This is a genomic window from Nocardiopsis sp. NPDC055879 (assembly GCF_053615935.1).
In genome coordinates this window covers 131,203-155,590 of the sequence record NZ_JBSHCT010000008.1, presented here as the reverse complement: position 1 = coordinate 155,590, position 24,388 = coordinate 131,203, and the positions used below count along the sequence as shown (strand labels likewise).

At 69.4% G+C, this 24,388-nt stretch carries 22 protein-coding genes; 15 read left to right on the top strand and 7 right to left on the bottom strand.

The window, feature by feature from the left end; all coding sequences use genetic code 11:
• The first annotated feature begins 87 nt into the window (after positions 1 to 87).
• Positions 88 to 705, top strand: a complete 618-nt coding sequence (locus tag ACWGKS_RS11565) for a stage II sporulation protein M (RefSeq protein ID WP_452522528.1) — start codon at positions 88 to 90, stop codon at positions 703 to 705.
• 167 nt (positions 706 to 872) lie between these two features.
• Here the strand turns inward: ACWGKS_RS11565 and ACWGKS_RS11560 are convergent, their stop codons facing one another.
• The gene (locus ACWGKS_RS11560) at positions 873 to 1,322 is read right to left on the bottom strand and encodes an SRPBCC domain-containing protein (RefSeq protein ID WP_452522526.1); all 450 of its coding nucleotides are present in this window, start codon (positions 1,320 to 1,322) and stop codon (positions 873 to 875) included.
• A gap of 171 nt (positions 1,323 to 1,493) precedes the next feature.
• On the opposite strand from ACWGKS_RS11560, the gene glsA reads away from it, so the two are divergent.
• From glsA to ACWGKS_RS11540, 4 genes are all read left to right on the top strand, one after another.
• On the top strand, positions 1,494 to 2,750 hold the full coding sequence (gene glsA, locus ACWGKS_RS11555; protein ID WP_358512919.1) for a glutaminase A: 1,257 nt from the start codon (positions 1,494 to 1,496) through the stop codon (positions 2,748 to 2,750).
• A gap of 94 nt (positions 2,751 to 2,844) precedes the next feature.
• On the top strand, positions 2,845 to 3,183 hold the full coding sequence (locus ACWGKS_RS11550; protein WP_067603438.1) for an ArsR/SmtB family transcription factor: 339 nt from the start codon (positions 2,845 to 2,847) through the stop codon (positions 3,181 to 3,183).
• Entirely contained in the window at positions 3,176 to 3,652 is a 477-nt protein-coding gene (locus tag ACWGKS_RS11545; RefSeq protein WP_452522523.1) for an SRPBCC family protein, read from the top strand. Before ACWGKS_RS11550 ends, ACWGKS_RS11545 begins: the two co-directional genes overlap by 8 nt.
• Before the next feature lie 111 nt (positions 3,653 to 3,763).
• Complete coding sequence (locus ACWGKS_RS11540) at positions 3,764 to 5,953, top strand: ATP-dependent DNA helicase (RefSeq protein WP_358512924.1); 2,190 nt, start codon at positions 3,764 to 3,766, stop codon at positions 5,951 to 5,953.
• Between the two features lie 72 nt (positions 5,954 to 6,025).
• Here ACWGKS_RS11540 and ACWGKS_RS11535 read toward each other — a convergent pair whose 3' ends face one another.
• Together ACWGKS_RS11535 and ACWGKS_RS11530 are read right to left on the bottom strand one after the other, a co-directional pair.
• The gene (locus tag ACWGKS_RS11535; protein WP_358512926.1) at positions 6,026 to 6,550 is read right to left on the bottom strand and encodes a DUF6315 family protein; all 525 of its coding nucleotides are present in this window, start codon (positions 6,548 to 6,550) and stop codon (positions 6,026 to 6,028) included.
• A gap of 182 nt (positions 6,551 to 6,732) precedes the next feature.
• Entirely contained in the window at positions 6,733 to 7,080 is a 348-nt protein-coding gene (locus ACWGKS_RS11530) for a hypothetical protein (RefSeq protein WP_067603499.1), read from the bottom strand.
• 196 nt (positions 7,081 to 7,276) lie between these two features.
• Here ACWGKS_RS11530 and ACWGKS_RS11525 point away from each other — a divergent pair, with 196 nt between their 5' ends.
• Positions 7,277 to 9,031 carry a hypothetical protein gene (locus tag ACWGKS_RS11525; RefSeq protein ID WP_452456585.1) on the top strand — a complete coding sequence of 585 codons (1,755 nt, stop codon included), beginning with the start codon at positions 7,277 to 7,279 and terminating at the stop codon, positions 9,029 to 9,031.
• A 52-nt stretch (positions 9,032 to 9,083) separates the two neighbouring features.
• On the opposite strand, the gene ACWGKS_RS11520 is transcribed toward ACWGKS_RS11525, so the two are convergent.
• A complete protein-coding gene (locus ACWGKS_RS11520) occupies positions 9,084 to 9,875 on the bottom strand; it encodes a glutamate racemase (protein WP_358515270.1) in 792 nt (263 codons plus the stop codon).
• 246 nt (positions 9,876 to 10,121) lie between these two features.
• Here ACWGKS_RS11520 and ACWGKS_RS11515 point away from each other — a divergent pair, with 246 nt between their 5' ends.
• The 5 genes from ACWGKS_RS11515 to ACWGKS_RS11495 all read left to right on the top strand — a co-directional run bounded on the left by ACWGKS_RS11515 (position 10,122) and on the right by ACWGKS_RS11495 (position 15,929).
• Positions 10,122 to 11,585 (top strand): FAD-binding oxidoreductase, encoded by a 1,464-nt coding sequence (locus tag ACWGKS_RS11515; protein WP_358515273.1) that lies wholly within the window; start codon positions 10,122 to 10,124, stop codon positions 11,583 to 11,585.
• Between the two features lie 69 nt (positions 11,586 to 11,654).
• Positions 11,655 to 12,941 (top strand): cyclopropane-fatty-acyl-phospholipid synthase family protein, encoded by a 1,287-nt coding sequence (locus ACWGKS_RS11510; RefSeq protein WP_358515276.1) that lies wholly within the window; start codon positions 11,655 to 11,657, stop codon positions 12,939 to 12,941.
• Between the two features lie 133 nt (positions 12,942 to 13,074).
• Complete coding sequence (locus tag ACWGKS_RS11505) at positions 13,075 to 13,566, top strand: hypothetical protein (protein ID WP_358515278.1); 492 nt, start codon at positions 13,075 to 13,077, stop codon at positions 13,564 to 13,566.
• Positions 13,567 to 13,698: 132 nt separating this feature from the next.
• Positions 13,699 to 14,982 carry a sugar ABC transporter substrate-binding protein gene (locus ACWGKS_RS11500; RefSeq protein WP_358515281.1) on the top strand — a complete coding sequence of 428 codons (1,284 nt, stop codon included), beginning with the start codon at positions 13,699 to 13,701 and terminating at the stop codon, positions 14,980 to 14,982.
• 47 nt (positions 14,983 to 15,029) lie between these two features.
• Positions 15,030 to 15,929, top strand: coding sequence for a carbohydrate ABC transporter permease (locus ACWGKS_RS11495; protein ID WP_358515284.1), 900 nt, complete (start codon positions 15,030 to 15,032; stop codon positions 15,927 to 15,929).
• A gap of 41 nt (positions 15,930 to 15,970) precedes the next feature.
• Here ACWGKS_RS11495 and ACWGKS_RS11490 read toward each other — a convergent pair whose 3' ends face one another.
• Positions 15,971 to 16,258, bottom strand: coding sequence for a hypothetical protein (locus ACWGKS_RS11490; protein ID WP_358515286.1), 288 nt, complete (start codon positions 16,256 to 16,258; stop codon positions 15,971 to 15,973).
• A gap of 502 nt (positions 16,259 to 16,760) precedes the next feature.
• Here ACWGKS_RS11490 and ACWGKS_RS11485 point away from each other — a divergent pair.
• Positions 16,761 to 17,501, top strand: coding sequence for a carbohydrate ABC transporter permease (locus ACWGKS_RS11485; protein WP_371850610.1), 741 nt, complete (start codon positions 16,761 to 16,763; stop codon positions 17,499 to 17,501).
• A 72-nt stretch (positions 17,502 to 17,573) separates the two neighbouring features.
• On the opposite strand, the gene ACWGKS_RS11480 is transcribed toward ACWGKS_RS11485, so the two are convergent.
• Positions 17,574 to 19,154 (bottom strand): long-chain-fatty-acid--CoA ligase, encoded by a 1,581-nt coding sequence (locus ACWGKS_RS11480; RefSeq protein WP_358515298.1) that lies wholly within the window; start codon positions 19,152 to 19,154, stop codon positions 17,574 to 17,576.
• Positions 19,155 to 19,420: 266 nt separating this feature from the next.
• Here ACWGKS_RS11480 and leuS point away from each other — a divergent pair, with 266 nt between their 5' ends.
• From leuS to ACWGKS_RS11465, 3 genes are all read left to right on the top strand, one after another.
• A complete protein-coding gene (leuS, locus tag ACWGKS_RS11475) occupies positions 19,421 to 21,916 on the top strand; it encodes a leucine--tRNA ligase (protein WP_358515289.1) in 2,496 nt (831 codons plus the stop codon).
• A gap of 83 nt (positions 21,917 to 21,999) precedes the next feature.
• Complete coding sequence (locus ACWGKS_RS11470) at positions 22,000 to 22,623, top strand: hypothetical protein (protein WP_452456590.1); 624 nt, start codon at positions 22,000 to 22,002, stop codon at positions 22,621 to 22,623.
• A complete protein-coding gene (locus tag ACWGKS_RS11465; RefSeq protein WP_358515292.1) occupies positions 22,620 to 23,276 on the top strand; it encodes a hypothetical protein in 657 nt (218 codons plus the stop codon). Before ACWGKS_RS11470 ends, ACWGKS_RS11465 begins: the two co-directional genes overlap by 4 nt.
• A 6-nt stretch (positions 23,277 to 23,282) precedes the next feature.
• Here the strand turns inward: ACWGKS_RS11465 and ACWGKS_RS11460 are convergent, their stop codons facing one another.
• Positions 23,283 to 24,380 (bottom strand): alpha/beta hydrolase family protein, encoded by a 1,098-nt coding sequence (locus ACWGKS_RS11460; RefSeq protein WP_452456591.1) that lies wholly within the window; start codon positions 24,378 to 24,380, stop codon positions 23,283 to 23,285.
• Between the last annotated feature and the right edge of the window lie 8 nt (positions 24,381 to 24,388).

Here is a 24,388-nt window from a genome sequence, read left to right as displayed (position 1 = left end):
ACCCTGCCCCGAGGTCATGGTCTGAACTGCGGGTGAGCCGTACACGAAGTCCGGTTCACCGATCGACTCAGCCAGGGAGCAGAGCACATGCGAGCCCTTCGCGAACCCTTCCGGATCATCCGCGCCGACCTGCGCGCCTACCTCGTGTTGAACGTGCTCATGTACGGCCTGTTCCTCCTCGGTATGGGGACGGCGCTGGTCTTCCCCGACCTGAACGCCGCCCAGGTCACGTCCATGGAGGATGACGGGACGGCGGGGTTGGTGGTGAGCCTGCTCGACAACGTCTGGTTGTTCGCCCTGACCATCTTCGCGGTGAACGTGGTGACGGTCGCAGCGCTGACGATCCTGCTGCCCTCGATGGTGCTGCCCTTCGCCGGGATCCTCCTGTTCACCTACCGGGCGTTCCACTTCGGGGTGACCCTCGCCCCGGTCGACACGGTCACGGCGAAGCTCCTGATCCCGCATTCGCTGACGATCCTCATCGAGTTCCAGGCCTACATCCTGGTCATGTTCGCCGCCTACGTCCTCGGAAAGGCCTGGCTGCGCCCGGGGACGGTCGGTGCCCACAACCGCCGGCAGGGTTACGTACGCGGACTGCGACGGGTCGGATGGCTGGGCCTGCCCGCCCTGGTGTTGTTCGTCCTCGGCGCGATCTACGAGGCCTTCGAGCTCATCTACCTCGTTCCACCCCTTGTCGTGGGCTGACCCCCGAGGCCGGTCGTTCGCCGTCGATTATGCCGAACAGCGCGTTCGGGGTGTGGGGCCGCACGGTGTTCCTCCTTGGTCGCGCCGTGGGAGGACGGTGTGCTCGTCTGTTGGGTACGCCGTACGCACGAGGGTGCGGCCAGGACAAGGGGTGCGGTTCGGTGGGGTCAGCCGGTGACGTGGGCGGCCAGGCCGGCCAGGGACGACGCCAATCCCGCCTCGTGGTCGCTCGGGGAGATGCCCGTCGGGACGTTCCGTGCCTCGATGACCACCAACGTGCCCCCGTCGGACTCCGACAGCAGCCAGCTCATCGTCATGGTGCCCGCGAAGGCCGGGTCCGGGGCGTCGAACACGATCCGCTGGACGACGCGCTCGCCCGGGACCCGCTCCACGAACTCCGTCTCGAAGACGTCGGTGTCCTGCGAGGACTTGCCGTGCCCGGGCTCGCGGTAGGTCAGTACCATCCGGTATCCGGATGGGTCGAAGCGCTCGAACCGGCCCGTCATTCCCTCCGGCGGCAACCACTCCACGAGGCTCTCCGGCTCCACCAGAGCCCGGTACACCTCCGGGAGGGAGGCCTCGATCCGTCGTTCGGCACGATCCACTCGCTCGTTCATGCGGTCAGGGTAAACCGTCGAGGATCGGTTGACACAGCCCCTCGCGCCGGGTCCGGATGGAGCGGACACGGGTCGTCGCGGTCGCCCGCACCCCGCACCAGGCGCTCCCTGCCTGGTCGACACGGAAACGACGGCACGGGAACGAGTCGCGGACCTTCCTAGACTGGTCGTATGGACCACCCCGTGAACGGACACTCCCGCAATGCCCAAGCCCACCGGGCCATGGAGGACGACAGCCCCGTCATGGGAGTCCTGGAGAAGATCCAGGACGAGGTCACGGGCATGTCCGAGGGGGAGGTGGCCGACTACATCCCCGAACTCGCCCACGCCGACCCCGACACCTTCGGGATCGCCGCGGTCAGCCCGCACGGTCGTGTCTACGCGGTGGGCGAGTCGGAACGGCTCTTCACCATGCAGTCGATCTCCAAGCCGTTCGTCTACGCGTTGGCCGTGGAGGAACGCGGGCTGGACGACGTGCACGAACACGTGGGGGCCGAACCCAGCGGTGAGCCGTTCAACGCGATCAGCCTCGACGAGCGGGGCCGCCCGGAGAACCCGATGATCAACGCCGGCGCGATCGTGACGACCTCCCTGGTGGGCACCGGGGAGCAAGGCGTGCGCTTCGAACACATCCGGTCGGTGCTGTCGGCCTTCGCCGGGCGGGAGCTGATGGTGGACGAGCAGGTGCACCGGTCCGAGTCGGAGACGGGGCACCGCAACCGGGCGCTGGGCTACCTCAGTCTGTCCGGGGGAGTGCTGGTCGGCTCGGTGGAGGAGGCCGTGCAGGACTACTTCCGCCAGTGCTCGTTGAGCGTCACGGTGATGGACCTGGCCGTCATGGCCGTGACCCTGGCCGTGGGCGGGGTCAACCCCCTCACCGGGGAACGGGTGGTGTCCCAGCGCACGGCGCGGCACGCCCTGTCGATCATGTCGAGTTGTGGCATGTACGACCGGGCCGGGGAGTGGGGGCTGCGCGTGGGCATTCCGGCCAAGAGCGGGGTGAGCGGTGGCATCCTGGCGTCCGCGCCGGGCGCGTTCGGGGTCGGTGTGTTCAGCCCGCCCCTGGACGACGCGGGCAACAGTGTGCGCGGGGTGGCGGCCCTCGAACGGCTCTCCGACGACTACGACCTGCACATGCTCCAGACACCCTCGGAACCGCCGTCACCGGTGCACAGCGTGAGTCGTTCGGGCGGCACGCTGGACGTGCGCCTGTGCGGGGAGATCGACTTCCTCGCCGCGGAACAGGTGGTGTCACGGTTGGCCGAGGTGATCGACGACTCTCGGGTGCGAACGGTGACGGTCGAGTTGGACAAGGTCTCCGGTTTCAGCGACGCGGCCCGCACGCTCTTCGCGGCCGAACTGGACGAACTGGCCGACGCGGGCGTGGACACCGCGGTGAGCGATCCTCGTGGTGTCCGCCAAGGCTGACCTGGAAGCGGGGTCGCGGTACCCCTTGACCGCGGGTACGCCTTCGGCGCATAATCAACCTAGTGGTTGATCAACTGGAAGGTTGAATAAGGTTATGGCGGACGATCCGCTCAGTCTCACGTTCGCCGCGCTGGCGGACCCGACCCGTCGGGAGATCCTCGCCCGCCTGGCCGGAGGCGAGGCCACCGTCAACGAACTGGCGGAACCGTTCGACATGAGTCTTCAAGCGGTCTCCAAGCACCTGAAGGTCCTGGAGAGGGCCGGACTCATCACCCGGGGGCGTGACGCCCAGTGGCGTCCCTGTCGGCTGGAACCCGCGCCCCTGGTGGAGGTCGACCGCTGGGTCGACCGTTACCGGGACCGGTGGGAGGAACGCTTCACCCGCCTTGACGAGGAACTACGCAGGATCGAGGGAGAGAGCAACCATGAGTGACCTCAAGGTCGTCGCCGAACCGGGACGTCAGGACATCCTCATCACCCGCACCTTCGACGCTCCGCGCGAGCTGGTCTGGCGCGCGGTCACCGAGCCCGAACTCGTCGGCCGCTGGTTCGGCCTGGACGCCACCACCACCACCGAGGTCGACCCGACCGAGGTGCGCACCGGAACCCCGTGGCGGATCAGCGAGAAGGCGCCCGACGGCGCGGTCTACGCCTTCCGTGGCGTGCACCACGACGTCCAGGAGCCCGAGCGGGTCGTGCGCACCTTCGAGTTCGAGGGCATGCCCGGCCACGTCTCCCTGGAGACGCTCACCCTGACCGAGGTGGACGGACGCACGAAGTACCAGGCCGTGGCCCTGTACCAGTCGATCGAGGACCGCGACGGGATGCTCGCCTCCGGCATGGAGTCCGGCATGGAGGAGTCCATGGACAAGTTGGCCGAGGTTCTGCGTTCCCTGGGCTGAGACCGGCCCGCACCACCCCGGGGCGTCCGACGTGGACACCCCGGGGTCGGCGTCGGTGTCGGTCCTGTGGACAACGCCGAAACCGTCGTCCCGGCCGGGTAATGTCGACGCGTGGCAGATCTCCCCGACGTTCCCACCCTGCTCGACGCGGCCGTCAAGGCCTTGGGCGGCAGCAGCCGAGAGGGACAACAGACCATGGCCGAGGCAGTGGCCACGGCCGTCGAGCAACGCGAACACCTGGTGGTCCAGGCCGGCACCGGCACCGGTAAGTCCTTGGCGTACCTGGTGCCCGCCGTCAGACGCGCGATGGCGACCAAGAAGCCCGTGGTCATCTCCACGGCCACCATCGCGCTGCAGAACCAGCTCATCGACCGGGACCTGCCACGATTGGCCGCCGCGCTCTCCCCATTGCTGCCACGCGAACCCACGTTCGCGGTGCTCAAGGGCCGACGCAACTACCTGTGCCGGCACCGCCTCCAGAGCGGGGTGGACGAGGACTCCGAGGGCGCCGAGCTCTTCGACCCCAGGCAGCTGTCGTCGGTGGGTCGTCAGGTGGCGCGCCTGCACGAGTGGGCCGAGGACACCACCACCGGCGACCGCGACGAGATCGTTCCCGGCGTCGGCGACCTGGCCTGGCGCCAGGTGTCCGTGGGCGGCAACGAGTGCATGGGCGCGCGGGTGTGCGCCTTCGGCCAGGAGTGCTTCGCCGAGTTCGCCCGCGAGGCCACCACCAGCGTCGACGTGGTGGTCACCAACCACGCCATGCTCTCCATCGACATGGCGCAGGGCTACCACCTCATGCCCGAGCACGACACGATCATGATCGACGAGGCGCACGAACTCGTCGACCGCGCCACCTCGGTGGCCACCGGTGTGCTCGGCGAACGGGCCGTTTCCATTGCGGCCAAGCGCGCGGCCCGCCTGGTCGAGCCGGGTATCTCCGAACGGCTCGCCGAGAGCGGGGACGGCCTGGCCCTGATGTTCACCGAGGTCGGCGAGGGCCGCCTCGACCACATCGACGACGGATTGGCCGGCGCGGTCGCCGCCGTCCGCGACGCCTCGGCCGCCTGCGTCACCGCGATCGGCCCCAACCCGGGCGAACTCGAACCCGAGGCGGCCTCCGAACGCAAACTGGCCCTGGCCGCCCTGGGGGAGGTGCGCGAGGCGGCGGAGCGGATCCTGGAGTCCTATGAACCTGCGCTGCGCGACCGCACCGAGGTGGTCTGGCTGACCAAGGCTCCCTCCAAACCGCCATCGCTCAGCGTCGCCCCGCTCGGGGTGGGCGGACTGCTGCGAGAGAAGCTCTTCGGCGACCGCACCGTCGTGCTCACCTCCGCCACCCTCACCCTGGGCGGCGACTTCACCGCCCTGGCCCGCCAATGGGGGCTGGGCCGCGAGGTGGCACAGGAAGCCGCCGACCTCGCGGCCGGACGGACCCCCGCCCCGGTCCCACCGGTCGACCCCGCCCCACGCACCGGTCGGGACACCGCGATCGCCGACGAGGACGCCGGCGAGGACACCGAGGGCGTCGAGCCGGGCGTGGACGAGAATGGTGCGGCGGAGGACGCCGGAGGCGAAGGTCCGCACCGCGCCGCCGGCGAGCCACGCTGGCGCGCACTCGACGTCGGCTCACCCTTCGAGCACGCCCGCAGCGGCATCCTCTACGTCGCGCGGCACCTGCCCAAACCCGGACGCGACGGGCTCTCCAAGGAGTACCTGGACGAGATCGCCGGACTCATCGAGGCCTCCGACGGGCGTGCCCTGGGCCTGTTCTCGTCCATGCGAGCCGCCCAACAGGCCACCGACGAACTCCGCGAACGCCTGGACCAGACCATCCTGTGCCAGGGCGAGGACTCCACCGGACAACTGGTGCGCCGCTTCAGCGAGGACGAACGCTCCTGCCTGTTCGGCACCCTGTCGCTGTGGCAGGGCGTCGACGTCCCCGGCCCCGCGCTGCAGTTGGTCATCGTGGACCGGATCCCGTTCCCCCGCCCCGACGACCCACTGGCCTCGGCCCGCCAGCGCGCCATCTCCGCGCACGGCGGCAACGGGTTTTTGGCGGTGTCGGCCACCCACGCCGCGTTGCTGTTGGCTCAGGGCACCGGGCGACTGCTGCGCTCCACCGACGACCGGGGGGTGATCGCCGTGCTGGACCCACGCCTGGCCACGGCGGGCTACGGCGGATTCCTGCGCTCGTCCCTGCCGCCGTACTGGGGCACCGCCGACCCGGAGGTGGCCCGGGCCGCGCTGCGGCGACTGGCGGAGAAGGCCGACGCCGCCGAGACCGAGCCCGCCGCCTGAGGTCTTCAGGGGCATCCGGACAGGAAGGAGGCCGGGCACCTTCGGCGCCCGGCCATCACCTTCACGAGCCGATCAACCGCGCGTGCGGTAACCGAACAACCGGACCGCGTAGCCGGGGGAGTCGTCCTGTGGCTCATGGATGTGCCAACGGTCGTCGTGTTCGCCGACCAGGAGCTCGCTCCACATCATGTCGATGAGCTTGAGCCGGGAGACCACGGAGGATTCCGGGTCGAGGACGATCGAGTAGGCGTGGTCGGTGAGACGTTGGGTCACCATGCCCACGGACTGACCGTCCCAGATGGCCGGGACCGTGGCGTGCCCGATCTCCACCCCGCACAGCCGGAGCTGCTCGACCTCCTCGTCGAGGGCCTCGGCGGCCAGTGCCCCGTCGAGCCGTAGGGCGTCCTCCAGCTCGTCGCGGTCCTCGTCGGGACGCAGGTAGGCGTGGTAGGTGCGGTAGCCGCACGAACGGCACTTGCGCCAGACCACGCAGCGGGCCAGCCCGTAGGCGGACTGCGCCTCACCGACGCTCCGGTACTCGCTCACATCTCGAACCATGCCGCATTCGCAACACAAGGCAGTGAGATCCTGCTTCATCAGAGTCCCCCCTCCCAGGTGAGTATGCGACGAATGGAGGTCGTTAGGGAACCCGTTCGGGGAGGAAGTCGCGGCAAGGAGTCGTCATCAATGCCCAAAATGACCGGACGACGGGTTTCGTGCGGGCTCCGCCGGACTTCGGGGTGTCCGGATTCACGTTCGGCCGGCCGGCTCGCGGGGGCTCAGTCGTCCAGGGACGGCCGGTTCTTGTTGCGCGCGGTCCAGTCCCGCATCCTCTGGGGGTAGCCGACGATCTGCACGTCGTAGGCGGGGGTGGCCAGCCTCTTGGCGACCTTGCGGATCACGTCGGGGGAGCCGCAGCGACGCCGGATCCACTCACCATCGGTGGCGACGGCGACCGCGGTGGTCCGGGTCGCGAAGGTCTCGGGTTCGACGAAGAACTCCACCCCGACCCTGCTCTTGGCGAACTCGACCAACGCCTTGATGTCGGAGTCCTCCGAGGTCCGGTCGAACCGGGTCTTTCCCTTGCGGTTGGCCTTGCGAAGGCCGAAGCGGTCTCGCCATCCCATCGGCGCCATGTCCCCTTAATGCATGTTTGCGTTCCCGCGTCTCGCGCCGGCTTGGCAGCGATTCTAACCACCGGAACAACGAACGAATCGGCCCGGGAGTGCCCAGGCTGCACCGGTTTCACGCGTTTTCCGGACAGCTCGGTCACCGCGCTGCTACGTTCTGTTGGCACACGGCTCAGTCAGGGGGAGAAGAGACATGCCGATGTGGACTTGGGCGGGGGAGACGGCACGCCGACTACGCGCCGCGGGACAGGACGACCTGGCCGAGGCGGTGATCCGATTGCCACAGCTCACCGAGGCGGGAGACGCCGTCAAGGTGGAGGCTTCGGCCCGGTCGGCGATGCGCGTCGCAAGACGTCTGGTCGCCGAGGCGGGGAACCAGGAGGCCGCGGTACCGGGGGTGTTCGGACCACCGACGTTGTTCTTCCTGGCGCACTGGCCGTTGGCGGTGCGGGTGGGGGCACTCGGAGAGGGGCGTCGCGCACTCGATCAGGCGCGGGCCGTCGTCGAGGACGAACCAGGCCCGCACGAACACGGGCCGATGCCGGTCTCGGCGTTGGCCTCGCTGGTGCGCTGTCACGCCAACATCGATTCCAGGGGGACCACGCGGATCCGGCGTGAACTGCTCTCCTCTCGCAGCCTCTCCGGTTGGGAGGACACCCCGGCCTGGCCGGCGTTCACCCTGGCCCGGGTGCACCTGCTCATCGACGAGGAACAGGCCGACCGCGCCGAGGCGGAGCTGCGTCGCTACGAACACACCGCCACCGGACCGGCCCTGCTCGGAGCCGAAGGGGTGTTCGCTCTGGTCAGGGCGTTGCGGCACCAGGACAAGCACACCGACGCCCTGGACGCCCTGGACCGGTTGGAGGCCGAACTCGAACTGGGTGAGGAACGCGGTGCCACCAACCCGCGCAGTCCCGCGCTGTCGCGCGCCATCCGCTTCGAGCGAGCCAGGCTGCTGTCCTGGCTGGCCCGCTTGGGCCTGTGCGACGCTCGCAAGGCCATCGCCCTGCTGCCGACCGTCGACGAGGCCGAGGCCTGCCCGAACCTGCGCCCGACCTGGGCCGAGGCCGTGGAGAACCTGGTCTGCCAGGGGAGCGTGCGCAACGACTGGCGGCTGGGGGTACGGGTGACCACCTGGTCACGCTACTTCGAACGGGTGGGGGCGCCGCGTCGCGGCGCGGAGATGGCGCTGACCGCCACCCGCCTGGCCGGGGGACGAGGCGCCCACTGGGTCGCCGAATGCTCGGCTCTGCGGGCCGAACGTCTCATCGGCGAACTCGGCGCGGCCGAGGAGATCGGTGGTGACCTGGCGGAGGCGCGTGCGATGGTGCGCGGGATGAACCCGGTCCGGCCACTGGCCCCGGCTCCGAACATCCTGGAGTTCCTGCGTGCCCAGCCCGCGGAGGAGGTCGACCCCGAGGAGCAGGCCGAACAGGTCAACGTGGCGTTGGCCGCGCTGCCGCACGACTCCGCGCTGTTGAGCGCGCTGGGTCAGGTGGGCCGCACGCTCATGCTCTCCGACGCGGCCACCGAACCGCAGTGGCGGCACGTGCGCGAACAACCCGGTGACCAGCGCGCGGCCCTGTCCCTGCTGGAGACCCTGCTGCACGACAACGACACCGGTGGGGTGCGCGACCTGGTCCGTACCCTGGCCGCGGGTGCGCTGCCGGGCCAAGGCGAGAGGGTGCCTTCGGCCTCGCCGACGGCGGCCCCGGCACAGCCCGCTCCGATGGCCCCTGTGCGGGGCGCACACCGGGCGCCCGACACCGAGGGTGGACCCGCGCGTGTGCCGAGCGGGCCCCAGAGCGTTCCGGTGGGGCAGGGCGCGCCCTCGGACCCGGGCGCCCCCGTACCCGGCTCCGATCCCACCCTGGTGGAGGGGGCCTACCGCGTGACCGAGGGGGAACGTCGCATGGCCCAGGTCGCGGGCGGATACGAACCTCGCTGAACCAGCGGGGCCTCGCCCTGGAACCCGTCGAGTCCCCCCTTCCGACCGAGGCTCAGCGGTCGACGGGGGCCCCGTCGGACAAGGCCCTGCCCGCCGGGTAGGTCAGTGCCGCCGCGGGGAGTGGGGCCGGTCGGCCACTGGCCAGCACCCGGACCCGGCCCGGGGCCCCGGCCGGGCGTTCCGTCGCGCCGATTCGGCGCAGAGTCTGGGCGGCCACCGCCTCCGCGGCGGTGAACAGTTCGGCGCGGTGCCCCAGCGCCTCGGAGATCCGCGAGCCCACCAGGTCGTAGTGGGTGCATCCCAGCACCACCCCGCGCACCTGTGGCGGGGTCAGCTTCGCCGCGTACTCCACCGCCGCGGCGATCCGATCGGAGTCCGCCGACTCCACGGCCTCGGCCAGCCCGACACAGGCGACCGGGGCCACGTCCACGCCCTTGGCGAAGTTCTCCACCAGACCGTGCTGGTAGGCGCTGCGGGTGGTGACCTCGGTGGACCACACCGCGATGGGGGTGCCCGCCGCCGCGGCGGGCTTGATCGCCGGCACCGTGCCGATCACCGGGATACGCGGCTCGTACTCGGCGCGCAGCGCGCCCAGTCCGTGTACGGAGGCGGTGTTGCACGGCACCACGACGGCGTCCAGCCCGCCGCCGTCCTCGACGGCGGCCCGGGTCGCGGCGTCCGCCCCGGCCAGGGCGCGCCGGATCACCTGATCCGGGGTACGGCGCCCCCAGGGCATGTGGTCCGGGTCCATGGACAGGTACAGGTCGGCGTCGGGGCGGGCCGCGTGCAGGGCGGCCGCGGTGGAGAGCATGCCGATGCCGGAATCAACGAGAGCGATGCGCACGGAACCGAATCCTATGCGGCCCCTTCGGTGACCACGCCATCACACCAGGTGTTCGGGGGTGTCCCCGCGAGGGTTCCACGAACCTGGCCGAAAGCGGCCGAGAGTGGGTAGGACACGTACCGAAATGGGGTGGCACGGAACCGTTATCGGTGGATAGAACAGAGTGGTCGGCCCGCCCGGCGCACCATACGGTCCGGGCCCGGTCGGCCCACGCTGAGCCTCGCGAATCGTCAGGAGAGAGCCGGTATGACCCGTGAACAGTCCGGTACGACTCCGCAGCACATAACCTTCGGCCACGCCGGCCCCGGCACGGGCCTCACCGAACACGTCGCGGCGGCCCAGAAGTTGAGCAGGGACTATCGGGCCCTGCCCACGGACGCACCGGTCCGCCTGGCCAAACCCACCTCCAACCTCTTCCGGTTCCGGGAACCCTCCTCCGCCCCGGCCCTCGACGTGTCCGCGTTCGCCGGGGTCATCTCCATCGACCCCGTCGAACGGCTGGCCGACGTCGGCGCCATGACCACCTACGAGGAACTCGTCGCCGCCACCCTGCCGCACGGACTCATGCCCTTGGTGGTACCGCAGTTGCGCACCATCACCCTGGGCGGGGCCGTCACGGGGCTGGGCATCGAGTCGTCCTCGTTCCGCAACGGGCTCCCGCACGAGTCCGTGCAGGAGATGGAGATCCTCACCGGCTCCGGCGAGGTGGTGACCGCCACCCGCGACAACGCGCACAGCGACCTGTTCCACGGCTTCCCCAACTCCTACGGAACCCTCGGGTACGGCCTGCGGCTTCGCATCGAACTCGAACCGGTCTCCCCGTACGTCCACCTGCGCCATCTGAGGTTCTCCGACGCCGCCGAGGCGATGGACGCCCTGGCCCGGATCAGCGCGGCGGCCGAGCACGACGGGGACCGGGTCGACTTCGTGGACGGGGTGGCCTTCGGTCCCGACGAGCTGTACCTGACCCTGGCCCGCTTCACCGACCAGGCCCCCTGGACCAGTGACTACACGGGCAACGACATCTACTACCGGTCCATCCCGCGCTACGCGGGCGACGGACCCGGCGACTACCTCACCATCCACGACTACCTGTGGCGCTGGGACACCGACTGGTTCTGGTGCTCCAGGGCCTTCGGCACCCAGAACCCGTTGGTGCGGCCGCTGTGGCCGCGGTCCCTCAAACGCTCCGACGTCTACCGCAGGCTGGTCGCCTGGGACCGGCGCAGCGACTTCTCCCGGCTGCTCGCCCATTACCGGGGCCGACGCCCACAGGAACCGCTCATCCAGGACATCGAGGTGGGCGTCGAACACGGCGCCGAGTTCCTGGACTTCTTCCACGCCGAGGTCGGCATGAACCCGGTGTGGATGTGTCCGCTGCGGCTGCGCGAGCCGCGTCGCCCGGACACGCCCGAGGGCGAACACGTGTGGCCGCTCTACCCGCTGGAGAACGACCGACTCTACGTGAACTTCGGGTTCTGGGGGCTGGTCGACATGAAGCCGGGCCAGCGGCACGCCCACCACAACCGCCGGGTGGAGGAGGAGGTCGCGCGGCTCGGCGGGCACAAGTCCCTCTACTCGGACGCCTTCTACACCGAGGACGAGTTCTGGGCCCTGTACAACGGCTCCGCCTACCGCGACCTCAAGGACACCTACGACCCGCAGGGTCGGCTGTTGGACCTGTACGCCAAGTGCGTACGCAATCGCTGAGCTACTGGACACCACCATCGGGAGGCGACCCGCGGGTCGGGCCGCGTCCGTGAGGAGGAAGGACGCACAATGCGACTTGCTGAGATCTTCGAGCGTGTCGTGGGGCCGAACGCACCGATTCGGTTCACCGCCTACGACGGAAGCTCCGCGGGCGATCCGAACAGCGACGTGACGTTGCACGTGCGCACCCCGGTCGCCGTCAACCACCTCGCGCAGTCACCCAACGCCGTCGGCCTGACCCGTGCCTACGTCTCCGGTCACCTCGAACTCGAAGGTGACATGTACACCGCGCTCAGACGGATGACGGACTTCGCCTTCGCCGAGGGCGTCAACGTGTCCGCTCGCGACCTCGTCGACATCGTCCGCTCCATCGGCTGGGTCAAGTTCGTCAACCGGGTCGCCCCGCCGCCCCAGGAGGTGCGGCGCAGGACCCTGCTCGGGCGGGGGATGCGCCACTCCAAGGAGCGCGACGCCGAGGTCATCCACCATCACTACGACGTCTCCAACGAGTTCTACGCACTGGTCCTGGGTCCGTCGATGACCTACACCTGCGCGGTCTTCGACGAGGAGGACGGCGGCCTGGACCGGGTGGGCGCCTCCGACGGGGCGTTGGAGAGCGCCCAGTTCCGCAAGTACGACCTGGTGGCCCGCAAGCTCGGCCTGGAGAAGGACATGGAGCTCCTCGACGTGGGCTGCGGGTGGGGCGGTATGGTCCGCCACGCGGCCCGCGAGCACGGGGTTCGGGCGATCGGCGTGACCTTGTCCAAGGAACAGGCCGAGTGGGGCGCGAAGAAGATCGCCCAGGAGGGCCTGACCGAGCTCGCCGAGATCCGCCACATGGACTATCGGGACGTGCCCGACGGCAGCTTCGACCGGATCAGCTCCATCGGGCTGACCGAGCACATCGGGTCGAGGAACCTGGACGCCTACTTCTCGTCGCTCAACGACAAGCTCGTGCCGGGCGGCCGGTTGCTCAACCACTGCATCACCCGTCCGCGCAACGACCTGCCACCGATGAACACCGGGGGCGTGATCAACCGCTACGTGTTCCCCGACGGTGAGCTGGAGGGCCCCGGCCGGATCCAGACCGCCATGAACGACAACGGGTTCGAGATCCGCCACCAGGAGAACCTGCGCGAACACTACGCCCTGACCCTGCGCCACTGGGGCGAGAACCTGGAGCGCAACTGGGACGAGGCCGTTCGGGAGGTCGGCGTGGGCACCGCCAGGGTCTGGCGCCTGTACATGGCCGGATGCGTCCTCGGGTTCGAGCGCGACGTCGTGCAGCTCCACCAGATCCTGGGCGTCAAGCAGGACGGCACCGCCTCCCACATGCCGCTACGACCCGACTTCTGAGTTCGGGCCCGGAAGGGCGGCCGGGGGCGTTCGCGGCGCGCGGACACCCCCGGCCCACCACCTGCCCCACGCGGGTACGGGCAGACGGCATCATGGTCAACGTCCAGTACCAGCAGCCGCGAAGGGACCCGCAGTGTCCTCCGACGACCATCCCTCCGAACCCGCTTCCGACCCCGGGTCCGGCCCCGACCTGCCGGACCACGTCAAGGAGACCGCCATCGCGCTGATCGGCGCGTACGCGGACCACAACCGCGAGGAGCTGGACGGTGTGATCCCCCGGGCCACCGACGACTCCGACGGTGTCCTGTCCGAGTTGAAGGTGATCGCGGCGTTCCTCAGCCGCAGGGTCCAGACCACCGGTGTGGTCTGGAAGCCCGCCGACTCCCGCGAGGCGGTGGCCCGCACCGTCGCCGAGATGCTCCCCCCGGAACTGGAGTTCGCGGTCTCCACCGCCTGGGAGGCGCACTCGGTGGGCGAGGAGGAGGCCGCCGAACGCTTCACCAGGGGCGATCCCATGGTCTACGTCCACATGCTCGCCGCGTTCGGTGCCGCCATCGGCCTCGCCGTCTACAAGCGCGCCGAACTGGTCTCCACCCTGCGTCAGGTCACCGGTCTGAGTGAGTGAGGGGCCGGCTCCCCGGCACTCCCTAACAGCTCAGACACAAGTGGCAGTGGTTTACTTCACAAGTTGGCGTTAATTACGTAGGTTTCCTACCAACCCTCAGGGGACCCTCGAAAGAAAGCGGGAGGCGAGCCGATGGCACGCAGACGAGTACACCAGTACCTTCCCCTCCCCGCGGCCTCACTCGCCCTGGTGCTCGCCGCCACGGCCTGCGGCGGCGGTGACGGCGGCGGTGACACCGACACCCTCCAGGTGTGGATCATGGAAGGCACCAACCCCGACGCCACCTCCTTCTTCGACGAGGTGGGAACGGCCTTCGAGGAGGAGAACGGGATCGGCGTCGAGGTCGAGTTCGTGCCCTGGCAGGACGCCCAGGACAAGATCTCCACCGCCATCGCCGGCGACACCCTGCCCGACGTCGTCGAGTTGGGCACCACTTTCACACCGGAGTACGCCGACGCCGGGGTCCTGCACGACCTGTCCGGCTACATCGACGACCCCTCCCGGTTCCAACAGGAGATGTACGAGATGGGTGTCGTCGACGACGTCGCCTACGGGGTGCCCTGGTACGCGTCGATCCGATCGATCATCTACCGCAAGGACATCTTCGAGGAACACGGCCACGAGGAGCCCGCCAACTGGGAGGAACTGCGCGACACCGCGCTCGACCTCGCCGAGGCCGAGGAGGACATGATCGCCTTCCCGGTGCCCGGCGACGCCCAGTACTCGGTCATGCCGTGGGTCTGGGGCGGTGGCGGCGAGGTCGCCGTGGAGGAGGCCGACGGCACTTGGAGCTCCACCATCAACGCGCCGGAAGGGCGCGCCGGAGTCGAGTTCTTCACCGACCTGGCCCTGGAGGACGAGCTGTCCACCACGGGCGCGGTCAACTGGAACGAGATCGACGTCATGGAGGCGCTCTCCGACGAGCAGGCGATCATGGCGATCTCCAACAGCTCCAACCCCAAGGCCATCATCGAGAACAACCCCGACCTGGAGGACAAGCTCGGCGTGTTCGTGCTGCCCGGGCAGGAGGACGGGTACACCGAGTCCTTCGCCGGAGGGTCGCTGCTGTCGGTGTTCGAGGGCACCGGTAACGAAGAGGCCGCCTGGCAGTACGTCGACCTCCTCACCAACGGCGAGTACTTCGAGCGCTGGGGCGAGGAGAGCGGCTTCTTCCCGGCCGGCGTCGAGGAGATCGAGGGCTACGCCGAGTCCGAGGACCCGCTCGTGCAACCGTTCGCGACCCAGCTGCTGGAGGCCGGCAAGAGCACCCCGGCCGTCCCCGCCTGGTCGCAGGTCGAGGCCGAGGGCGTGATCGTCAAGATGCAGCAGGACATCCTGAACGGTAACGCCAGCGTCGAGGAGGCGACCGACACCGCCGCCGAGACCATCGAGAACATCCTCAACGAGGGCAATTGAGACCCACGTCGGCCCCACGGCGGTCCAAGCGCGCGCCGCTCCTGAGCATGAGAGGGCGGCGCGCCCTCCTGCCGTGGGTCCTCCTGGTACCGCCGCTGGGCGTCATCGGAGTCCTGCTGCTCCTGCCCATCGGCCGGATCGTGTGGCTGTCCTTCCGGGACTTCAAGCTGCGCAACCTGGTCTCGGGGGAGTCCGACTTCATCGGGCTCTCCAACTACGTCACGCTGCTGACCGACCCGTACCTGTGGCAGACCGTACTGGTCAACACACTGACGTTCGCCGTGGTCGCGGTGGTGACCACGGTCGTACTGGGCACGCTGGTCGCCCTCTTGTTGTCCACGCTGAAGCCCCTCCCACGGATCATCGTGGTCTCCTGCATCATGGTGGCCTGGGCCATGCCCGCGGTCAGCGGCACCTACGTGTGGATCTGGATCTTCGACGTCGACCAGGGCGTGATCGCCCAGGCGCTCATGGGGATGGGCGTCGTCGACTCCGGCGGCTACAACTGGTTCGCCGACCGGTTCTGGTTCTACGCCATCGTCACCCTCAACATCGTGCACAGCGGGTTCCCGTTCGTGGCGGTGACCGTGCTGGCGGGGCTGCTCACCGTGCCCAAGGAGCTGTACGAGGCGGCCCGCATCGACGGCGCCGGCGCGTGGAAGCGCTTCTGGCACGTCACGTTCCCGACGCTGCGCCCGGTGTTCGCGGTGGTGACGGTGCTGTCCACCATCTGGGACTTCAAGGTGTTCGCGCAGATCTACCTGATGCCCGGCGGCGACGTCGGCGGTTCCGAGATGCTCAACCTGGGCGTGTGGTCCTACGTGAAGTCCTTCGGCCAGAACGACTTCGGGATGGGCTCCGCCATCGCCGTCATGCTCACCCTGCTGCTCCTGGGCGTGACCGTCGTCTACCTGCGCGCGCTGTTCCGGGAGGACGAGCTGCGATGAGACCTCGATCGAACCGGGAAACGCCTCGCCCGGCCCCGCCCTCAGCCCAGATCCTCGATCAGGAGCTCGCGTACCACCCGCCAGTCCACCGAGGCCAGGGAACGCCGTTCCAGGTCCTCCCGGACGGCGGCCATGGTCCGCAGGGCGTCCTCGTCGAGCGGACGACCGGCGTCGTTGCCCCGGTTGACCAGCCCGTCCACGTACGCGTGCAGTCGACGCCCCCCGGGGTCGCGTCGGGCGTGCCGGACGGCGCTCGCCCGGAACCTGGCGTCGTGCGGGATCCACGCGGCGATCACCTCGGTGGGGGAGAGCCCGGCGATATCGCCCACACGCTTCTCCTCACCGTCTTCGCCCTCGGGAACGAGGGGGATTCTAGGCCATGTCCCGCGGATACATACCCTGCTGCGCGGCGCCCCAGCGGCACCGTCACTGCGTTCTCATCAGTCGACAGCCAAACCCAGGCGGGCCCCCGCTGTGCGACAGTGCCGAGCTTGCGAGGTGTGCACAGTAGGGGCACTCCATTCTTCGGCCTTGTGCCGGCACCACTGGATGCGCCGCTCGCGACGGGCAGCATCCACGGAACACGCCCTGGGCCATGTCCCGCGAGTACCTACCCGGCCGAGGCCGGGGTGCTTCGGGACCATCGCCGTCAAAGGAGGTCCGTTGGTCACCTCTAGCTCCGGGACCGTCGAAGGACGGAACGAGACCGACTGGGAGGCCCAGGTGCGGGCCGCCCACAAGCGAGGGAACTCCCTGCGCCTGGGCCGCGTCGTCGCCAAGGCGGCCGGGGTCTCCCTCCTGCTGTTCTTCACCCTGTTCCCGGTCTACTTCATGCTGGTCAGCGCGTTCTCCGAAAGCGCCACCTCCGGCGGGGGCGCGCTGCTGCCGACCTCCTTCACCTTCGAGAACTTCAGGTACGTCCTGGTGGAGGCCAACTTCCTCCTGTACCTGCGCAACTCGTTGACGGTCGCCGCGATCACCGTGGCCATCGCCTGCGTCCTCGCGATGCTGGCGGCCGTCGCCGTGGGCCGCTTCCGATTCCGGTTCCGCACGGCCGTGCTGGTCCTGGTGCTCGTGGTGCAGATGGTGCCGCTGGAGGCCCTGGTCATCCCGCTGTTCATCCAGGTGCGGGACCTACAGATGCTCAACACGGTGCTGGGCCTGGCGGTCGCCTACGTCGCGCTGTCGCTGCCCCTGGCGATCTGGATGATGCGCGGATTCGTGGCGGCGGTGCCCAAGGAAGTGGAGGAGGCCGCCTACATCGACGGCGCCTCCTGGCCCCAGATGTTCTGGAAGGTGCTGTTCCCGCTGGTGGCGCCGGGTCTGGTGGCCACCGCCATCTTCTCCTTCATCGTGGCCTGGAACGAGTTCGTTCTGGCGATGACCTTCATGACCCAGAGCGAGAACTACACGGTCGCGGTCGGGTTGCGCCAATTCTTCGGCCAGTACGCCAACGACTGGGGGCACGTCATGGCGGCCTCCACGATCATCACCATCCCGGTGATGGTGTTCTTCATCCTGGTCCAGCGCTGGCTGGTGGCCGGGTTGGTACAGGGCGCCGTCAAGGGTTGAGCGTCGGCGGGACGCTCGCGACGAGGGCCGCCCCCCAGAAGAAGGGGAGCGGCCCTCGAACGCGCGGCGGGATCAGCCCTCTCGCAGCTCACGCTTGAGGATCTTGCCGGTGGAGGTCATCGGCAGTTCGTCCCGGAACTCGATCTGGCGCGGGTACTTGTAGGCGGCCAGCCTCTCCCGGGCGAAGGAGGTCAGCTCCTCGATGGTGGCCTCGGCGCCGTCCTTGAGGATCACGAACGCCTTGACCTCCTCGCCGTGGGTTTCGTGGGGGACACCCACCACGGCGGCCAGGCTGATCGCCTCGTGGGTCATCAGGACCTCCTCGACCTCCCGCGGGTACACGTTGAACCCACCGCGGATGATCATGTCCTTGGACCGGTCGATGATGAAGTAGAAGCCGTCGTCGTCACGGCGGGCGACGTCACCGGTGCGGAACCAGCCGTCCTTGATGACCTCGGCGTTGACCTCGGGGCGGTTGTGGTAACCCTTCATGATCAGGTGGCCGCGGACGGCGATCTCACCCACCGGGTCCTCCTCGCCCTCCTTGACGACCTCGTTCCATTCCGGGTCGATCAGCTTCATCTCCACACCCCACACCGGGCGGCCGATGGAACCGGTCTTCGCACCGGTGTCGGGGTTGTTGAACGAGGCCACGGGAGAGGTCTCGGAGAGGCCGTAACCCTCCTTGATGCCCACCCCGAAGAGTTCGGTGAAGTCCTCCGCGAGCTGGGCCGGCAACGCCGAACCACCCGAGACGGCGTCGACCATGTCGTCCGCGATCCGCTCAAGGTCGTACTCGCCGGCTTCCGCGGACCGGGCGGCGTTGAGCAGACCCCAGTACATGGTGGGCACACCGGCGAAACCGGTGACGCCCTCCTTCCGCATGAGCTTCAGGGCCTGGGCGCCCTCGAAGCGCGGCAGCAACACCATCGTTCCGTGCCGGTACAGGACGGCGTTGAGCATGACCGTCTGACCGAAGATGTGGAACAACGGCAGCACCACCAGGGCCACGTCGCGCCCGTCCGGGTGGGGGTTGACCAGAGCCGAGGAGACCACGGCGTTCATCATCAGGTTGGTGTGGCTCAGCTCGGCACCCTTGGGGCGGCCGGTGGTGCCGCTGGTGTAGATGATGACGGCCGTGTCGTCGCCGTCGCGCTGGACGGTCTCGAAGGTCCCCGGCTGACCGTTCAGGGCCGCCCAGATCGTTTCGGCGCCCTCGATGTCGGACTCGGTGGCACCCGCCGCGGCGGGCATGTCGATGAAGACCTCACAGGCGTCCACCCGGCCGAAGGCCTCGAAGGCGCGCTCACCCAGCGGGAGGTCGGGCGAGCCGGTGAACGAGAACAGGGCCTTGGCCCCGGAGTCCTCCAGGTGGTAGGCGATCTCACGCGGGGTGAGCAGCACGTTCAACGGGACGACCACGGCGCCCGCCTTGAGCGCGCCGAAGTACACGAACGGGAAGTAGGGCAGGTTCGGGCTGGCCAGGGCCACCCGGTCGCCCGGCTCGATCCCACGGGACACGAGCAGGTTCGCGACCTGGTTCGCGATCATGTCGGTGATCGCGTAGTTCAGACGTGTGTCGCCGAAGACCAGACACTCCTTCTCCGGAGCGGAACGAGCACCGTCCTCCAAGAGAGTGGACAGGTTGAACATGGGGGCCTCCCGCGGCATGTCATTGAGGAACAGGTGCGACGAACAGCAGGCATGACCCGCATCGTGTGTTCTGCGCCACTTGAACGGCAGAGTAACAAACCGGGCGGTCGGTGTGGAGGGGCATGGGGTCCGTGAAATCACCGACGCCCGCCTGACGCTCCGTGACGAACCGGATCGCGGTCGCCCGAAAACCGGTCCGCGAAGGGGCCCGCCAGCCGCTAACCTGAATTCGACACACCAGGAAACGGCCAAGGGAACACTCAGCGATGACAGCGGTAGACGGCGACCAGACGACGGGCGACACCTACGACGCCCGCGCCCTCCAGGACAAGTGGCAGGCGCGCTGGGCCGCCGAACTCCCGTTCCGCGCGAACGAGGACCCCGCCGACGAACGTCCCCGCTCCTTCATCGTGGACATGTTCGCCTACCCCTCCGGTGACCTGCACATGGGCCACGCCGAGGCCTACGCCATCGGCGACGTCATCGGCCGCTACCGCCTCCAGCGCGGCGACAACGTCCTGCACCCGGTCGGCTGGGACTCCTTCGGCCTGCCCGCCGAGAACGCCGCCATCAAGAACAACTCCCACCCGGCGAAGTGGACCTACGCCAACATCGAGACGCAGGCCGCCTCGATGGCCCACTACGGCGTGGGCGTGGACTGGTCCCGGCGCATCCACACCAGCGACCCCGAGTACTTCAAGTGGAACCAGTGGCTGTTCACCCGGTTCTTCGACCGGGGTCTGGCCTACCGCAAGGACGGGCTGGTCAACTGGTGCCCCAAGGACCAGACCGTGCTGGCCAACGAGCAGGTCATCCAGGGCAAGTGCGAGCGCTGCGACTCCGACGTCGAGCGCCGTGCCCTGAACCAGTGGTACTTCAAGATCACCGACTACGCCCAGCGGCTGCTGGACGACATGGACCAGCTGGACGACGGCCGCTGGCCGGACGAGATCCTGGCCATGCAGCGCAACTGGATCGGCCGCTCCACCGGTGCCGACGTGCACTTCGAGATCGAGGGCCGCGACGAGCCGGTCACCGTCTACACCACCCGGCCCGACACCCTGTACGGAGCCACCTTCTTCGTGGTGGCCGCCGACGCCGACCTGGCCGAGGAGCTGTGCGCGCCCGAGCGGCGCGAGGCCTTCGAGGCCTACCGCACCGACATCTCCAAGCTCTCCGACATCGAGCGCCAGACCACCGAGCGCCCCAAGACCGGTGTGTTCCTGGGCCGTTACGCCGTCAACCCGGTCAACGGCGAGCGCATGCCCGTCTGGGCCGCCGACTACGTCCTGGCCGGCTACGGTCACGGCGCCATCATGGCGGTGCCCGCCCACGACCAGCGCGACCTGGACTTCGCCAAGGCCTTCGACCTGCCGGTCCGGGTCGTGGTCGAGACCGGCGAGCCCGACCCCGTCGAGACCGGCGTGGCGACCACCGGTGAGGGCGTCCTGCGCGACTCCGGTCCGCTGGACGGCCTGTCCAAGACCGAGGCCATCGGACGCATCATCGAGGTGCTGGCCGAGCGGGGCACCGGCCAGGCCACCGTCAACTTCCGCCTGCGCGACTGGCTGCTGTCCCGCCAGCGCTACTGGGGCACCCCGATCCCGATCATCCACTGCCCCGCCTGTGGCGAGGTCCCGGTCCCGGACGAGCAGCTGCCGGTCACCCTGCCCGAGCTGAAGGGCGCCGAACTCGCGCCCAAGGGCATCTCCCCGCTGGCCGCCGCCAAGGACTGGGTCAACGTGGACTGCCCCTCGTGCGGCGGTGCGGCCGAGCGCGACACCGACACCATGGACACCTTCGTGGACTCGTCCTGGTACCCGTGGCGCTACTGCTCCCCGCGGCTGGACACCGCCCCCTTCGACACCGAGACGGTCAACAAGTGGGGGCCCGTCGACCACTACATCGGCGGCAAGGAACACGCCACCCTGCACCTGCTGTACGCGCGGTTCTTCACCAAGGTCCTGCACGACATGGGCATGCTCGACTTCACCGAGCCCTTCGCCCGCCTGACCAACCAGGGCCAGGTCATCAACCAGGGCCGGGCCATGTCCAAGTCGCTGGGCAACGGAGTCGACCTGGGCCGGGAGATCGACGCGTACGGCGTCGACGCGGTCCGACTGACCATGCTGTTCGCCTCCCCGCCGGAGGAGGACGTCGACTGGGCCGACGTCTCGCCCACCGCCGCGATGAAGTTCCTCAACCGCGCCTACCGCGTCATGCACGAGGCCGGCGCCGCCAGCGAACCCGGCGTGGACTTCACCGAGGGCGACACCGACCTCCGTCGCGCCACCCACCGCTCCATCGACCAGATCACCGCACTGATCGAGGACAAGCGCTTCAACGTGGCCATCGCCCGCTGCATGGAGCTGGTCTCGGCCGCCCGCAAGGCCATCGACTCCGGCCCCGGCGCGGCCGACCCGGCCGTCCGCGAGGCCGCCGAGTTCGTGGCCATCGCCCTGTCCCTGTTCGCTCCCTACGTGGCCGAGGAGGGCTGGGAGAAGCTCGGGCACGTCGGCAGCGTCGCCGTCGGCAACTGGCGCGAGGCCGAACCCGAACTGCTGGTCCAGGAGTCGGTCACCTGCGTGGTGCAGGTGCAGAGCAAAGTCCGCGACAAGCTGTCGGTCTCCCCCGACATCGACCCCGCCGAACTGGAGCGCCTGGCACTGGCCTCGGAGAAGGCCCAAGGCTTCATCGGGGACAAGACGGTCCGCAAGGTCATCGTCCGGGCACCCAAGCTCGTCAACATCGTCGTCGGCTGACACACCCGACGGGGGCGGTGGTCGCGACCGCGGCCCCCGCCCCCTACCGTTGGGCGCAACACACATAGGGAGGCGGTGGCCCGGTGGGCGCTTCGAAGGATGGTCGAGCCCTGCACCGACCGTGGGTGCGGGCGTCGATCATCGCCGCGGGCGCGGTGGTGGTGAGCGCGGCGGCCATCGGTGGCGGCATGTGGGCGACGGCCGACGACCCCGACCTGCCCGGTGGCGACGACACCCACACCGCTGCCCCCACGTGTGCCGCGGTCCCCCAGGACACACTCGCCGAGGTACTGCCCGGGGCCGTCCTGGAGACCGACGACCAAGGTCCCCTGAGCGGCGGGGAGAACACCGTGTGCGTGTGGAGCACCGCGGGGGCCACCGATGGTGACCGGACGATCCTGCGCGTGGACCTGTCGGCCCGCTTCACCGACGCCTCGGCCGAACCCGCCGTCAGTGGCGACGAGGCGGCGGCCCTGGCCCATCAGGCCGTGGTGCCGACCCGGGGCGAACCCGTCGAACTCCCCGGCGCAGCCGGCGCCGAGGTCTGGCGCGGACAGCTCCCCGGCACGGCCGAACTCGCCTTCCACACCACCAACCTGTTCGTACGGGTCACCTACACCGGGGAGTCCGAAGGAGACCCCGTCTCCTTCGAGGACGCCCGGGACACCGCCGTGGACGTGGCCGGACGAATCGGTGAGGCGCTGTGAGCGGTACCTACGAGACCGACCCCGGAGCGCCTCCGCCACAGAGCCGTACCTTCGCGGTCGTCCTCCTCGTCGCGCTCGTGCTGGTGGTGATCGCGTTCACCGGCTGGCTGATCTGGTACCTGCTCCGAGGCGGGGCCGAACACGGCGCCTACGAGGCCGCCCCCGAGTGCGCCATCGGCGAGACCGAGGTCCTGGCCGAGCTCGTTCCCGACCATGAACTGGAGATCGAGGAGACCGTCGGCAGCGCCCAGGACACCTTCGGCACCGGATCGCAGTGCCGTTGGGCCACCCCGCAGGAAGGCGGAACCGCCGTCCCGGCCGCGGCCACGCTCATGCTGGTCGCCGCCCCGGTCGAGGGCGGCGACGAGACCGCCGCCGACACCCTGGAGTCCACCGCGGCGGGCAACGACCCACGACCGATCGACGATCTCGGTGACCAGGCCCTGACCTGGGTGGAGATCGGCGCCTTCGAGGTCGGCTGCACCGGTGTGCGCGTCTCCAACCTCTACCTGGAGTCCTGCTACACCGCCTCCACCGACTACGACGCCGTCGGATCGGTCGATGGGGAGGCGGCCGCGGCCGAATCCGAGCGGCTGGTCAGGTCGATCGTGGCGGAACTCCCCGAGAGCATCGAGGCGGACGAGACCGACTGAGCGGTCTCACCACAGACCCTCGACGAACTCCCGCACCGCCGGGGACACCTCTGGCGAGAACGCCCGGTCGGCGTCCAACGCGGCGGCGCCGGGGGAGTCGTCGTACTCGCGCAGCACGTGGTCGACCCCGGCCAGGTCCACCCGCTCGGCCCCCTCCAGACCACCCATCAGCCGGTCGACCTCGTCCCGGGTGATCTGGGCGTCCTCATCGCCCCAGAGCACCAGGACGGGGGTCCGTTCGGGCAACGCGGCGGCCAGTTCGGGCGGGTCGAAGGCATCGATCCAGGCGAGGAAGTCCTGGTTCTGCGGGGAGAACAGACCCGTGGTGTCGCCCTCGGGCAACTCCTGACCGCCCCGTACCGCGGCGCGCGACGTCCGGGCGTGGGACAGCATCCGCACGGCCTCGGCCTCACTGAGCGCACCCTGCGCCTCGGCGGTCCGGACCTGCTCGGAGACCTGACGGTCGATGACGTCGAGCATGCGCGTCCCCGGCGGAGCCGCCAGAACCAAAGCGGGTTCGGCGCCGTCGAGCACCTCGTGCGCGCGTAGCGCGTACAGCGCGCCTTCGCTGTGGCCCACGACGATCGTGCGCTCGGGGTCGACTTCGGGCTGTTCAACCAACGCCGTGTAAGCGGCGGCCATCTGGGCGTCGAAGACCTCGGGATCGACCGGTTCCTCCAGGGCTTCCCTCACCTCGTCGTCGAAGGTGGCGGGGTCGCCGCTGCCCAACTTGTCGTAGCGAAGGGTCGCCACCCCGGCGTCACCGAGCACCCGGGACAGGTTGAGGTTGGTGTCGGCCTCGGGGCGCCCGGCGCTGTTGCCGTCCCGGTCGGTGGGGCCGCTGCCGGAGATGATGAGCGCGCCCGGCACCCCGTTCTCGGAGCCGCTCTCCCGCGGCGCGGTGAACGTGCCGTCGACGGTGAACCCGCCACCCTCGAAGCTGAGCTCGCGCTCGGCACCGCTCACCCCCGGAGGTTCGGGGCCCTCTTCCTCGGCGGGGCCACAGGCCGAGACGAGCAGGGTGAGGGCGGCGATCACCGAGACCGAGCGGCCACGGCGTCGTACGCGGCCGCGGGCGACGGGGGTGTGGGCAGGAATGGACACGCCCTCAG